The organism is Nocardioides sp. Soil796 (assembly GCF_001429525.1).
Lineage (GTDB): Bacteria > Actinomycetota > Actinomycetes > Propionibacteriales > Nocardioidaceae > Nocardioides.
The window spans coordinates 331,549-344,062 of record NZ_LMSQ01000017.1; the positions used below are offsets into that span (position 1 = coordinate 331,549).

Here is a 12,514-nt window from a genome sequence, read left to right on the forward strand (position 1 = left end):
CCCGGGCCCCGGCCGGGTTGGTCACACACAACTGGTAGGCGAGGCGGAGCTTGCGGCGCTCGGCACGCCAGGCGGTGTCCTTGGCGTCGGTAATCAGGTCGAGCAGGACCGCACCTTCGAGGTCGTCGACCTCGAAGGGTTGGGCTCCTGCATCGNCTTTCTGGGAGTGGTGTCGAGACAGTCGCAGACCGATTTCCCCAACCAGCGAAGGGTGCCGGGCGGGGTGGCTTCGAGACAGGCACGGGGAGCGACTTCCTCAACCACCGAGCCACCAAGGATCCGGTGTTCGCGCATCAAAAGCACGCGGTTCGCGCATCAAGAATCCACGGTTGGGGGGAGGCGGAGGACGAGCTCGGCGGCTTCCTCGACGGTGTCGACGAGGTGCACGTGCGGCTCCATGGGACGACCGGCGGCCAGTGCGCCCAGCAGCGGCCAGGCCGGCACGGTCCTGGTCCAGTGCTCCACGCCGACCAGCACCATCGGCGCCACGGAGGACTCGTCGGCGTAGTAGTTCTCGCACGCGTCCTGGAAGATCTCCTGCACCGTGCCGCCCGCGCCGGGCAGGAACACGATCCCGGCATCGCAGACCTGCAGCAGGATCGCCTCACGAGTCGCGTTGCGGAAGTACTTCGCGATGCTGCTGGCGAAGGCGTTCGGCGGCTCGTGTCCGTAGTGCCAGGTGGGGATGCCCAGCGACGACGTACCGTCCGGGAACTCCTCGAGCACGTCGAAAGCGGCCGCCGCCCACCCGCCGATGTCGGGCCGGAAGCCCGGCGCTTCCGCGAGTTTCGTCAACGCTGACTGGAGATCGTCGGTGGTGCGCTTCGCCATCCAGGCACCGAGGTTGGCAGCCTCCATCGCGCCGGGGCCGCCGCCGGTGGCGACGGTGCAGTCAGCGGCGAGCAGCTGCCCGAGGTTCGCGGCGTCGGCGTACGCCGGCTCACCGCGCTGCAATGCGTGACCACCCATCACGCCGACCAGCCGCCGTCCGGTGCGCCAGCTGCCGAGAGCGTTGTCGATGGCGTGGTCGTGCAGGGCCTGGGCCAGCGTCACGTCGAGGTCAGGCGGCTGCTTCGACCAGGCATAGACGCGCGCATCCAGGCAGGCGTCGTACGGCGTGGTGTCGTAGAGCTCGGCGGGGGAGTAGAGGGTGCCGCGGTAGGTGTCGACCGGGACGTCGGGCACCACCGGGAAGACGATCGCCCCGCGGGTGCGTACGTCGTCCTCGTCGCCGGGCGCGAACGTGCAGCCGAGGAACAGGGCACCCGCCACGCGGACCCGGTGCAGCTCGTCGCTGCGGCCGGACAGGTCGATCGACTGCAGGTGCCAGCCGGTCATCGACGTGACGCCTCCCGACATGCGTCGGTCGAACTCCTCGAGGGTCTCGACCTCGACCACGCGTCCCCGTCGCTTGTGCATGACGCCGAGGCTAGTGGCTCCAGGAATCCTCGTGCAGCACCGACTCGAGGGGGGAGCGGTGCCGCCAGCCGAAGCGCTCGAGGTCCGGCACGTCGGGCAGGCCGGCCACGGTGCCCAGACACAGCCATGCGACCGGTCGGATCTGCTCGGGGAAGCCGACCAGCCCGGAGAGGAACTCCTCGCGGTAGAAGCTCACCCACCCGACGCCGAGCCCCTCGGCGGTCGCGGCCAGCCACAGGTTCTGGATCGCGAGGCAGACCGAATAGAGGCCGGCGTCCGCGATCGCGTGGCGACCCAGGACGTTGTCGCCACCCCGGGTCGGGTCGTAGCCGACGACGACGCCCAGCCCCGACTCGCGGATCCCCTCGATCTTGATGCCTCCGAACGTGGACGCACGCTCACCGTCCAGCGAGGCCGCGAAGACCTCACGCTCGGTGGCGACGTGCTCGTGGAACGCATCCAGCTTCGCCGGGTCGCGCACCAGCACGAAGTCCCACGGCTGGCTCATCCCGACGCTCGGCGCACTGTGCGCAGCGCTGAGCACCCGGGTCAGCACCTCGTCGTCGAGGGGCTCGCCGGTGAACTCGGCGCGGGTGTCGCGGCGGCGTCGGATGGCGTCGTAGAGATCCACGGCGCTGACCGTACCCGCCCTGCCGCCGGGTGAGGGCTCGTCTCGAAACCACCCGCTGGTCGGCCCGAACTGCCACGGGAGCTGCAGTTCGTACGAGTCCCGACTGCGGACAGGTACGCACTGCAACTCTCGCGAACGCATGAGCGTGCGTGAACGCGAATGCGAATGCCGGCTCAGAAGACCTGGGCCAGGAGCTCGCCGAACAGCCCGTGCTCGTCGACCTCGAGGCCCCGCCGCCGGAACCAGGCACAGACGTTCGCGCAGTCACGCATCAGGAAGTCCATGCCCTGGGCGTTGCCGACGATGTCGACAGCCTGCGGCAGGTCGATGATCACCAGGCGCTCGCCCGCCGCCAGGATGTTGTACGGCGACAGGTCGCCGTGCGCCACACCGTCGCGAGCCAGCGCCTCCATCGCCGAGCGCAGCTGTTCGAAGTAGTGCTCCAGCAAGTCGGGAGCCGGCCGGGTCTGGGCCAGCCGCGGCGCGGGGGAGTCGTCGACGGAGATGAACTCCATCAGGATCTCCGTGCCGTCGATCTGCACCGGGTAGGGGACCGGCACCCCGGCCTCCCAGAACCGTTTCAGCGCGGTCCACTCGGAGTTGGCCCACTGCCCGGAGGCGACCTCGCGTCCGAACGTCGACTTGGCCTTGATCGCGCGGGCGTCACGTGAGCGCCGGGTCGACCAGCCCTCCGTGTAGGCGCCGCTGCGGTGGAACGCCGTGTGCTCGCGGGACTTGTAGCGCTTGGCGGCCATCACCACGGATTCGCCGCCCGGGACGCCGCGCTCGACCAGGAAGACCTCCGCCTCCTTGCCTGTCTTGAGGATGCCGAGCTCGGTGTCGATGGCGCCCTGAGACGTCACCACCCAGTCGGGGCGGGGCTTGGGTCCGCGGCACAGCGGCTCAACGGAGAGCCACGTCGACCAACGCTGGTTCGCGTCGTCGGGCTCGTCGAGCTGCTCGAACTCGAAGACGAAGGTGGAATCTATGCCGTCGAGACGGTTGTCGTGCGGTGTGCTGTCGTGCGATGCGGGGTCAGAGTGGGGTCCCGCGAAGTCGTGCATCATCAGGTGTGCTCCAGAAGTGAGAGAAAAGGTCTGTGGGCAGACCGAAGACATCGATCGACATGTCACGGCTCCTCTCAACGGGCACGGCCTGACGCCGTACGCTTCGGCTAGAACGTTCCCGCACGGGTCCGGTCGTTCGCAACCGGTTTTCTTTTCGAGGAGTACGACGTGGAGCTGGTGTGGTTCAAGACGCCCACCGACGGCGATGAGGGCACCCTGAACCTCGCCTACAACGCGGTCGACGTGCGGGTGATCCGCGGCGGAGCGGCCGACCCGGCCGTCTCAGGGGAGACCTCCCTCGACTTCGCCGGTCTGCTCGAGCAGTCCGGTGCGCTGGCGGGGGCGATGCGCGGGCTCGGCGTGGAACCCGGCCAGCACGTCGGTGTGCTCCTCGCCGACCCGCTGCGTGAGCTGCTGGTGCTGTTGGCGTCCGCCCGCCTCGGCGCCACCTGCGTCGTGCTCGACGACGGGCGCGTGGACGAGTTCGCGCCCCACCTCGTGGTCACCGACACCGCGCTGCACCCCGGCGAACACGCCCCGGCGGCGGCGATCCTCTCCGGCATCGAGCCCGCCGACGAGACCCGCGAGGTCGCCTGGGACATCGCCGTCAAGGCCGGCCGCACGGACCCGGCGGGCTGCGAGCCCGTCGCACCGAGCTCGATCGCGTTCGTGCTCGACGAGCCGGTCCCGATCGCGAGCGCCCTGACGGACCCGAGCCGGTTCGGCACCGCGCTCGCCGCCCTCGTCTCGGGGCGACCGGTGTCACTCGGCGCCGCATCGTGAAGCGCTACGTCGTGAAGCCGCGCGTCGTGAAGCCGCGCGTGAAACGGCGCGCTGCGAAGCCCCGCAGCATCAAGCGCGCAGCCGCAGCCGCAGTCGCGCTGGGCTGCCTGATCGGTGGCACGACGGCCGCGACGGCCGGCAGCCAGGCACCGACCCCGGGGTCGGCGGGTATGGGCGACTCCTACTTCCCGCAGTACGGCAACGGCGGCTACGACGTGGGGCACTACGACGTGCGCAACCGGGTCGAGCTCGACACCGGCCGGCTGGTCGGCGTGACCGCCTTCCGGGCCGTCGCCGGCCAGTCGCTGAGCCGGTTCAACGTCGACCTCGTGCTTCCGGTGCGAGCCGTGTCGGTGAACGGCCACCGGGCCGCGTTCAGCCGGACGAACCGCCACGAGGTGCAGATCAGGCCTCGCACACCGATTGCGGACGACGCGTCGTTCGTCGTACGCGTCGCCTATGCGGGAAGGCCCGGCGCCATCTCGTGGGGCGGCGAGCGACCCTGGCAGGGCAACCGCCGCGAGGTCGTGGCGATGGGACAACCCCAGATGGCGGCGTGGTGGTTCGCCGCCAACGACCACCCGCGCGACAAGGCCGTCCTCGACGTGCGCATCACCGTCGAGCGTGGCCTGCAGGCGATCTCCAACGGAAAGCTCAAGGCAATCACCCGCGGCACGAGGTGGACCGTGTGGCACTGGCGGGCCGACGAGCCGATGGCGCCGTACCTCGCGTTCTTCGCAGCTGGCCGCTACACGATCGAGCGGGGCCGGACCGCGGACGGACTGCCCTGGCTCAACGCGGTCTCCAAGGAGCTGGACCCCTACTCACGCACCGAGTCGACCGCCCTCATGCGCCAGACGCCCAGGGTGATCGCCTGGCTCGAGGGCTGGCTCGGCCCCTACCCGTTCTCGACCACCGGCGGGCTCACCACGTCGCTCGACGCCGGCTTCGCGTTGGAGAACCAGACCCGCCCGACCTACCCGTCCGTCGGCGGCAGGGAGTCGACGTGGCTCGTGGTCCACGAGCTGGCGCACCAGTGGTTCGGTGACCGTGTCAGCGTCGACAACTGGCGCGACATCTGGCTCAACGAGGGCCCGGCGACCTACCTGGAGACGCTCTGGTCCGGCAACGGTGGCGAGGCGACCCCACAGGCGTGGTTGCTCAGCACCTGGGAGTCGATCCCCGCCAACTCGGACTTCTGGAAGCTGAAGATCGGCGACCCGGGGCCGGGCCGCCTCTTCGACGGACCGATCTACGACCGCGGCGCGATGACAATGCAGGCGCTGCGCCACCGCATCGGCGACACCGACTTCAAGGCACTGCTGCGCGCCTGGGTGCGAGGCCCGGCGAACGGCTCCACCGCCGACTTCACCGCACTGGCCGAGTCGATCAGCGGCGAGGACCTCGACGCGTTCTTCGACGCCTGGCTGTTCACCGGCTCACGTCCCGCCCGTACGGCGGACAACGGGCTGGCCTGAGCGCGTCCCGGCAACCTGAAAGACTGGCCGGGTGACTTCACCTCGCGACATCGTCGTCCTCGGCTCGACCGGTTCCATCGGCACGCAGGCCCTCGAGCTGGTGCGGGCCAACCCCGACCGCTTCCGGGTGGTCGGGCTGACCGCCGGTGGTTCCCACGAGGAGCTGTTCGACGCGCAGGTGCGTGAGTTCGCGCCGGCGTACTCCGGGCTGGGGGAGGACGCCTCGACCGAGGCCGCCGGGCTCGAGTGCGACGTCGTGCTCAACGGCATCACCGGTGCCGTGGGGTTGCGCCCCACGCTGGCCGCGCTCGACGCGGGCAACACCCTCGCGCTGGCCAACAAGGAGTCGCTGATCATCGGCGGCCCGCTGGTCACCTCGCGTGCGCGGCCCGGCCAGATCGTGCCCGTGGACAGCGAGCACGCGGCTGTTGCCCAGTGCCTGCGCGGCGGCAGCCCCGACGAGGTACGCCGACTCGTGCTCACCGCCAGCGGTGGGCCGTTCCGCGGCCGCACCCGTGAGGAGCTGGCCGGCGTGACCCGCGAGGAGGCGCTGAACCACCCGACCTGGTCGATGGGCCCGGTGATCACCGTCAACTCGGCGACCCTGGTCAACAAGGGACTCGAGGTGATCGAGGCGCACCTGCTCTTCGGCATCGCCTTCGACCACATCGAGGTGGTGGTGCACCCGACGTCGGTGGTGCACTCGATGGTCGAGTTCCACGACGGCTCGACGCTGGTGCAGGCCAGCCCGCCGACCATGATGATCCCGATCGCGCTCGGCCTGAACTGGCCCGACCGGGTGCCAGACGCCGCACCGCCGGTCGACTGGACCAAGGCGGAGACCTGGGAGTTCTTCCCGCTCGACCACGAGGCGTTCCCGGCCGTGGGCCTGGCCAGCGAGGCCGGACGCCGTGGCGGTACGGCGCCCGCGGTCTACAACGCGGCCAACGAGGTGTGCGTCGACGCGTTCCTGGCCGGTGACCTGCCGTTCGTCGAGATCGTCGACACCGTGGCCGCCGTACTCGCCTCCTACGAGCAGCCGCAGATCGCCGAGCTCACTGTGGACGACGTGCTGGCCGCAGACGGGTGGGCCCGCGAGCAGGCCCGCGCGACCCTGCGCTGACGCATCACGGGCCGAGGCCTACGGGGTGGGCGGCGGTCGAATCGTGACCGTGGCCGGTGTCGCGACGACCCGTGCGTTGACCGCCGAGGTGATCTCGACGGTGAAGGTCTCCTCCGGCTCGTCGAGCAGGTCGGCCAGCACCTCGACACGGAAGACCGCGCGAACCGTCCCGGCGGGCACCACCACCGACGCCACCCTGGGGGTGAAGTCACCGGCTCGTGCTGTTCCCGGTCGGGTGCGCAGGGTCGCCACGACGCGGCGTCCGCTGGGCCGGCCGAGCTCGACGACCACGTCCGCGGGCGTCGTACCGGTGGCCGGCTCGGTCACCACGAGGTTCCGGACCCGCACACCCGGCGGGGCATCGTCGTCCACGATCACCACCCGGCGTGACGAGGTGCCGACTCTCAGGCCGACGGGTGCGGACAGCCGCACGGAGAAGGCCTCGTTCCTCTCGTCCAGGGAGTCCTGGTGGGTTCGGACCAGCACCGTGCGGGTCGTGGTGCCGATCGGGAACCGCACACGCAGGCTGCGGCCGGTGAAGTCGGCTGCCCCGGCTCCAGCCGCGCGGGTGTCGAGCCGCACGCTCACCGGACGGGACGTCGGTTGGTCGAGCCTGAGCCGGACCCGGGCCACGTCGCCCTCCCGCACCGTCGTCGACGCGATCGTGAGGCGCGGGACCGGCGGGGTGGGTCGGCCGTCAGCGCCCAGGACGGCGAAGCAGTAACCGAGTCGGTGCGCCCTCTGGATGATCGACGGCACCGCGCTCACCGAGCTCGGCGAGTTCGTGACCCCGTCGTGCTGGAGAACGATGTTGCTGCGGTGCGGACGCAGGCCCGCGATCACCGCGTTGGCGATGGCGGTGGCGCTGCGGTCCTCCCAGTCCTCCGGGTCGACGTCCCACAGCACCGGCACGAATCCCGCGCGGGTGATCGCCGCGGTCACCCGCGCGTTGATTCCGCCGTACGGCGGCCGCATCAGCTTGCCGGGCACGACCCCGGCGCGACGGAGCGCGCGGTCGGTGGCGAGCAGGGTGTCGCGGATCTGCGAGTCGGTCTGCGTGGTCATCAGGGTGTGGTGCCAGCTGTGGTTGGCGACGACGTGACCTCCCTGCGCCACCTTGCGGGCGGTCGCCGGGGCCGACGCCACCCGCTCGCCGACCATGAAGAACGTCGCCGGGACCCGGCGCTCCTCGAGGATGTCGAGCAGTCGCGGCGTCACGTTCGAGGAGGGGCCGTCGTCGAAGGTGAGGGCAACCAGGCCGGCCGAGCAGCGCGCGGGCGTGGCGGCGGCGGACGAGGCCACGGCGTACGACGGCGACGGGCCGGTCGACAACGCCGCCACCAGCACCGCAGGCCCCCACAGGCGTGCTCCCCACATGACCCGAGCATGCGGCACGGCGCCGCGTCGCGCAGAGAGATCGCGAAAGTCGTGCCGGGCTGGACCGAGGACGTACCGTTGACCCGTACTCGTGTGCCTTCGAAGGGACCCCCAGCGGCATGACCGTGCTCTACTACACGCTCGGCGTGGTGATCTTCGTGGTCGCCATCCTGGTCTCGATCGCGCTCCACGAGCTCGGCCACATGGTCTGGGCCAAGAGGTTCGGCGGCAAGGTCACGCAGTACTTCGTCGGCTTCGGCAACACGATCTGGTCGAAGAAGGTCGGTGAGACCGAGTACGGCATCAAGGCGATCCCGCTCGGCGGCTACGTGAAGATCGTCGGCATGCTGCCGCCCGAGAAGGACGCGGTGCGCGAGACGATCATCGACGAGGACGGCAACGAGGTCGAGCGGCTCCGCCAGTCCAACACCGGCATGTTCACCCAGCTGATCAGCGACGCGCGGGCGGCCGAGTGGGAGCTGGTGAAGGCCGAGGACTCCGACCGGCTCTTCTACAAGATGTCGTGGTGGAAGAAGGTCATCGTGATGGCCGCCGGCCCGGCGGTGAACATCGCCATCGCGTTCGTCATCTTCGGTGGCGTGTTCGCGACGTACGGCAACCTCGGTGACCCGCACACGACGCCGGAGGTGTCCGGTGTGCAGCCCTGTGTCGTGCCGATCGCGGAGAAGAACCGTGAGTGCACGGCGGCGGACCCGGAGAGCCCCGCGCAGAAGGCCGGGCTCCAGAAGGGCGACCGCATCCTCAGCTTCAACGGTGTCGAGATCGGCGACGACTGGGCGAAGCTGTCCGACCTGATCCGCGACAACGGCGACGGGCGGGCGGTGATGGTGGTGCAGCGCGGCGACATGCAGAAGGAGCTCACCACGAACACCGTCGTGACCGATCGCCCGACCTCAACCACCGACCAGACCCTGACCGCGGTCGGCTTCCTCGGCTTCGTGCCGACGGCCGAGCCGACCACCGGCGGGCTGGTCTACACGGTCGACACGATGGGCACGATGACCGTCGACACCGCGAAGGCGCTTGCCCACCTACCCGCCAAGGTGTGGGGAGTCGGCAAGGCGATCGTCGGGGTCGAGGAGCGTGACCCCGAAGGGCCGATGAGCCTGGTCGGCGGCGGCCGGATCGCGGGGGAGACCGCGGCCCACGACGCCTTCCCGGTCAAGGAGAAGCTGGTGATGCTGCTGATGCTCATCGCCGGGTTCAACTTCTTCATCGGCATGTTCAACTTCGTGCCGCTGCTGCCGCTCGACGGCGGGCACATCGCCGGTGCGCTCTATGAAGGGGTACGCCGCGGGTTCGCGAAGGTGTTCAAGCGCCCCGATCCCGGGTACGTCGACGTGGCGAGACTGCTGCCGATCGCCTACGTGGTGGCCGGCGCCTTCCTCCTCATGAGCCTCGTCCTGATCGTCGGCGACGTGGTGGTCCCCATCCACCTCACCTGACCGTCTGGCCAGACGTTGTTCAGGACGTCCTGCGAGGTGGTTGCCGGGGCGACCGCGACGCAGGACGTTGTCGCAGAGGTCCTGCGAAGTGGCCGCCCGACACGACGTACGTAGACTGGCGCCATGACCTCGATCTCCCTCGGCATGCCCGAAGCCCCGCCGCCGGTGCTCGCGCCGCGACGCAAGACCCGCCAGATCCAGGTCGGCAAGGTCGGGGTCGGCAGCGACCACCCGGTGTCCGTGCAGTCGATGACCACGACGCTGACCTCCGACGTCAACAGCACGCTCCAGCAGATCGCCGAGCTGACCGCCGCGGGCTGCGACATCGTGCGCATCGCGTGCCCGAGCCAGGACGACGCCGACGCGCTCGCCGAGATCGCCCAGCACTCGCAGATCCCGGTCATCGCCGACATCCACTTCCAGCCGAAGTACGTCTTCGCAGCGATCGACGCAGGCTGCGCCGCCGTACGCGTCAACCCGGGCAACATCCGCCAGTTCGACGACCAGGTCAAGGAGATCGCGGCCGCCGCCAAGGACCGCGGCACCTCGATCCGCATCGGCGTGAACGCCGGGTCCCTCGACAAGCGACTGCTCGAGAAGTACGGCAAGGCCACCCCCGAAGCACTGATGGAGAGCGCGGTGTGGGAGGCCGGCCTCTTCGAGGAGCACGGCTTCCAGGACTTCAAGATCTCGGTCAAGCACAACGACCCGGTGGTCATGGTGCGCGCCTACGAGCTGCTCGCCGAGAGGGGCGACTGGCCGCTGCACCTCGGCGTGACCGAGGCGGGTCCCGCGTTCCAGGGCACGATCAAGTCCGCGACCGCGTTCGGCGCCCTGCTCAGCAAGGGCATCGGCGACACGATCCGGGTCAGCCTCTCCGCCCCGCCGGTGGAGGAGGTCAAGGTCGGCATCCAGATCCTGCAGTCGCTCAACCTGCGCCCCCGCAAGCTCGAGATCGTGTCGTGCCCGTCCTGCGGTCGCGCCCAGGTCGACGTCTACAAGCTGGCCGAGGAGGTCACCGCCGGGCTCGAGGGGCTGGAGGTGCCGCTGCGCGTCGCGGTGATGGGCTGTGTCGTCAACGGACCGGGCGAGGCCCGCGAGGCTGACCTCGGCGTGGCCTCCGGCAACGGCAAGGGACAGATCTTCGTCAAGGGCGAGGTCATCAAGACCGTGCCCGAGTCGCAGATCGTCGAGACCCTCATCGAAGAGGCCATGCGCATCGCCGAGGACATGGAGCCCGTCGAGGGCGCCGCGGCCGCGGTGACCGTCAGCTGAGGCGACACCGCCAGGTGCCCGAGGGGCAGTAGGCTCCGGGACGTGCTGCCGACCCCTGAACACGTGCGCCCGCTGGGGCCTGACGACGTACCGGAGTTCATGCGCCTCGTTGCGCTGGACCCGGTGGTCAACGTGTTCGCCGGCTATCGCGCGCACACCACACGCCTCGACCGTCGCTGGCTCGGAGGCGAGGTGGTCGGCCGGTTCTGCAACGGCATCCTCGTCTCGGCCTTGCACATCGGCGCCAACCTGGTGCCGATCCAGGTCGGTCCCGACGACTTCGAGGAGCTTGCCCACTACGGGCTGCGCGGCCGCTCGCGGGTCTCCACGATCGTCGGTCCGGCTGCCTCGGTCGAGGGCCTGTGGGCGCACATGGCCGACAAGTGGAGCGGGCCACGGGAGGTGCGCGCGCTCCAGCCGCACATGGAGATCGCCGGGTCCCCGCTGGTCGAGCCGGATCCCGCCGTACGGCGCACCGTCGCCTCCGACATCGACGTGGTCTACCCGGCGTGCGTCGCGATGTACACCGAAGAGGTCGGTGTCTCACCCGAGTGGGGTGGTGGGGGCAACCTCTACCGCACCCGCGTGATGCAGCTGATCTCCAAGGGCTGGCAGTTCGCCCGCTTCGAGGACGGCCGGGTCGTCTTCAAGGCCGAGGTCGCGTGCGCCACGCCGTACGCCGCGCAGATCCAGGGCGTGTACGTCGTCCCGGACCGTCGAGGCCAGGGACTGGCCACGGCCTGCATGGCCGCGGTGGCGCAGACGGTGTGTGCGGAGATCGCGCCGATCGCCTCGCTCTACGTCAACGACCACAACCTCCCCGCCCGCCGGGCCTACGAGAAGGCCGGCTTTGTGGAGACGGCGCAGTTCACCACGATCATGTTCTGACCGTCGGGGGAGTCGGTGCCCCGTGCCCGCCTACGCTGGGCGACGTGAACATTCCCAAGGACGTCCTCGGCCTCGCCGGCATCTTCGCTGTCTCCGGCGTCATCCATCTGGTCAAGCCCGAGGTCTACGAACCGATCGTGCCCAAGTTCGTGCCCGCCCGCCGCGAGGTCGTGCTCGGCTCGGGTGTCGCCGAGATCGTCTGTGCCGCTGGCCTCCTGCACCCGCGCACCCGCTCCGTCGCGGGGTGGGCCAGCGCCGGACTGCTCCTCGGGGTCTACCCGGCGAACTTCAAGATGGCGGCCGACGCGCAGAAGCGGAAGAACACCGCGCTCAAGGCCGGCACCCTGGCCCGCCTGCCCCTGCAGATCCCGATGATCCGTAGCGCCCTCAAGGCCGCCCGCGGCTGAGCCTGCAGGCTCAGCCGACTGCTCCGCGGTGGCTGATGGCTCCCCGCGGCGCCGCTGACAGCCATCAGCCACCACCGCGGCCGTGCAGCTCAGGGCTTCCAGATCACCTTGAACTGCTCGAGGACGACCTCGAACTCGTCGGTCACCTCGTGGCCGAACTCGGTGAAGAAGTCGCGGTGCGCCTGCCGCCAGTGGTCCAGCGAGAGGTCGCCCTCACCCTCGAGCCGGGCGTGCTCGGCGGAGACCTCGGCGAACGGCATGGTGCGCACGTCGGTCGTCTGCACCAGCACGCGTGGCACGTCGGCGCCGTCGTTGATGATCGACAGGCTGCCGACGCTGGGCAGCTCCTCTTCGTCGTAGTCGGCGAGCGCGGAGGCGGTGGCGGTCTTGCGACCGTCGAGCACCAGCGCAAGCAGCTCGTCGGCCATGTCGGCGGAGTCCCCGAAGGCCCACGCCGGCGGGCACAGCGCCTCGCTCGCGTTGGGTCCGGTGTAGACCCGCAGCCGGTTGAGGTTGGCACGCACCTTGGCGTCTGCCCAGAAGGCCTCGAGGGCCGCGTCGCTCATGTCGTGCAGCGTACGGGCCCGCCCGGTGCCCTGG

The 12,514-nt window shown here is 70.1% G+C and carries 12 protein-coding genes; 7 read left to right on the forward strand and 5 right to left on the reverse strand.

The window, feature by feature from the left end:
* Positions 1-315: 315 nt before the first annotated feature.
* The 3 genes from ASH02_RS08605 to ASH02_RS08615 all read right to left on the reverse strand — a co-directional run bounded on the left by ASH02_RS08605 (position 316) and on the right by ASH02_RS08615 (position 3,117).
* Complete coding sequence (locus ASH02_RS08605; protein WP_057294592.1) at positions 316-1,419, reverse strand: LOG family protein; 1,104 nt, start codon at positions 1,417-1,419, stop codon at positions 316-318.
* Between the two features lie 10 nt (positions 1,420-1,429).
* Positions 1,430-2,050: a 5,6-dimethylbenzimidazole synthase gene (bluB, locus tag ASH02_RS08610; protein WP_056676393.1), complete on the reverse strand. Its 621-nt coding sequence runs from the start codon at positions 2,048-2,050 to the stop codon at positions 1,430-1,432.
* 173 nt (positions 2,051-2,223) lie between these two features.
* Positions 2,224-3,117 carry a serine protein kinase RIO gene (locus ASH02_RS08615; RefSeq protein ID WP_057294593.1) on the reverse strand — a complete coding sequence of 298 codons (894 nt, stop codon included), beginning with the start codon at positions 3,115-3,117 and terminating at the stop codon, positions 2,224-2,226.
* A gap of 168 nt (positions 3,118-3,285) precedes the next feature.
* On the opposite strand from ASH02_RS08615, the gene ASH02_RS08620 reads away from it, so the two are divergent.
* The 3 genes from ASH02_RS08620 to dxr are packed head-to-tail and all read left to right on the forward strand — an operon-like array spanning position 3,286 to position 6,501.
* Positions 3,286-3,900 carry an AMP-binding protein gene (locus ASH02_RS08620; protein ID WP_057294594.1) on the forward strand — a complete coding sequence of 205 codons (615 nt, stop codon included), beginning with the start codon at positions 3,286-3,288 and terminating at the stop codon, positions 3,898-3,900.
* Positions 3,897-5,378 carry a M1 family metallopeptidase gene (locus tag ASH02_RS08625; protein WP_057294595.1) on the forward strand — a complete coding sequence of 494 codons (1,482 nt, stop codon included), beginning with the start codon at positions 3,897-3,899 and terminating at the stop codon, positions 5,376-5,378. Before ASH02_RS08620 ends, ASH02_RS08625 begins: the two co-directional genes overlap by 4 nt.
* Before the next feature lie 31 nt (positions 5,379-5,409).
* Entirely contained in the window at positions 5,410-6,501 is a 1,092-nt protein-coding gene (dxr, locus tag ASH02_RS08630) for a 1-deoxy-D-xylulose-5-phosphate reductoisomerase (RefSeq protein ID WP_057294596.1), read from the forward strand.
* 18 nt (positions 6,502-6,519) lie between these two features.
* On the opposite strand, the gene ASH02_RS08635 is transcribed toward dxr, so the two are convergent.
* Entirely contained in the window at positions 6,520-7,878 is a 1,359-nt protein-coding gene (locus ASH02_RS08635; protein WP_082620842.1) for a polysaccharide deacetylase family protein, read from the reverse strand.
* A 119-nt stretch (positions 7,879-7,997) separates the two neighbouring features.
* On the opposite strand from ASH02_RS08635, the gene ASH02_RS08640 reads away from it, so the two are divergent.
* From ASH02_RS08640 to ASH02_RS08655, 4 genes are all read left to right on the forward strand, one after another.
* Positions 7,998-9,344: a M50 family metallopeptidase gene (locus tag ASH02_RS08640; protein WP_056890755.1), complete on the forward strand. Its 1,347-nt coding sequence runs from the start codon at positions 7,998-8,000 to the stop codon at positions 9,342-9,344.
* Positions 9,345-9,467: 123 nt separating this feature from the next.
* A complete protein-coding gene (ispG, locus tag ASH02_RS08645) occupies positions 9,468-10,619 on the forward strand; it encodes a flavodoxin-dependent (E)-4-hydroxy-3-methylbut-2-enyl-diphosphate synthase (RefSeq protein WP_056676413.1) in 1,152 nt (383 codons plus the stop codon).
* A gap of 42 nt (positions 10,620-10,661) precedes the next feature.
* Positions 10,662-11,507, forward strand: coding sequence for a GNAT family N-acetyltransferase (locus tag ASH02_RS08650; RefSeq protein WP_056676416.1), 846 nt, complete (start codon positions 10,662-10,664; stop codon positions 11,505-11,507).
* 44 nt (positions 11,508-11,551) lie between these two features.
* Positions 11,552-11,914 carry a DoxX family protein gene (locus ASH02_RS08655; RefSeq protein ID WP_056676418.1) on the forward strand — a complete coding sequence of 121 codons (363 nt, stop codon included), beginning with the start codon at positions 11,552-11,554 and terminating at the stop codon, positions 11,912-11,914.
* A gap of 89 nt (positions 11,915-12,003) precedes the next feature.
* On the opposite strand, the gene ASH02_RS08660 is transcribed toward ASH02_RS08655, so the two are convergent.
* Entirely contained in the window at positions 12,004-12,480 is a 477-nt protein-coding gene (locus ASH02_RS08660; RefSeq protein ID WP_056676421.1) for an ASCH domain-containing protein, read from the reverse strand.
* Positions 12,481-12,514: the final 34 nt, after the last annotated feature.

Bases quoted from the DNA above. Each gene is read 5' to 3' on its own strand.
- ASH02_RS08605 (WP_057294592.1), bottom strand. From the start codon at position 1,419: ATGCACAAGCGACGGGGACGCGTGGTCGAGGTCGAGACCCTCGAGGAG.
- ASH02_RS08615 (WP_057294593.1), bottom strand. From the start codon at position 3,117: ATGATGCACGACTTCGCGGGACCCCACTCTGACCCCGCATCGCACGAC.
- ASH02_RS08635 (WP_082620842.1), bottom strand. From the start codon at position 7,878: ATGTGGGGAGCACGCCTGTGGGGGCCTGCGGTGCTGGTGGCGGCGTTG.
- ASH02_RS08640 (WP_056890755.1), top strand. From the start codon at position 7,998: ATGACCGTGCTCTACTACACGCTCGGCGTGGTGATCTTCGTGGTCGCC.
- ispG (WP_056676413.1), top strand. From the start codon at position 9,468: ATGACCTCGATCTCCCTCGGCATGCCCGAAGCCCCGCCGCCGGTGCTC.
- ASH02_RS08660 (WP_056676421.1), bottom strand. From the start codon at position 12,480: ATGAGCGACGCGGCCCTCGAGGCCTTCTGGGCAGACGCCAAGGTGCGT.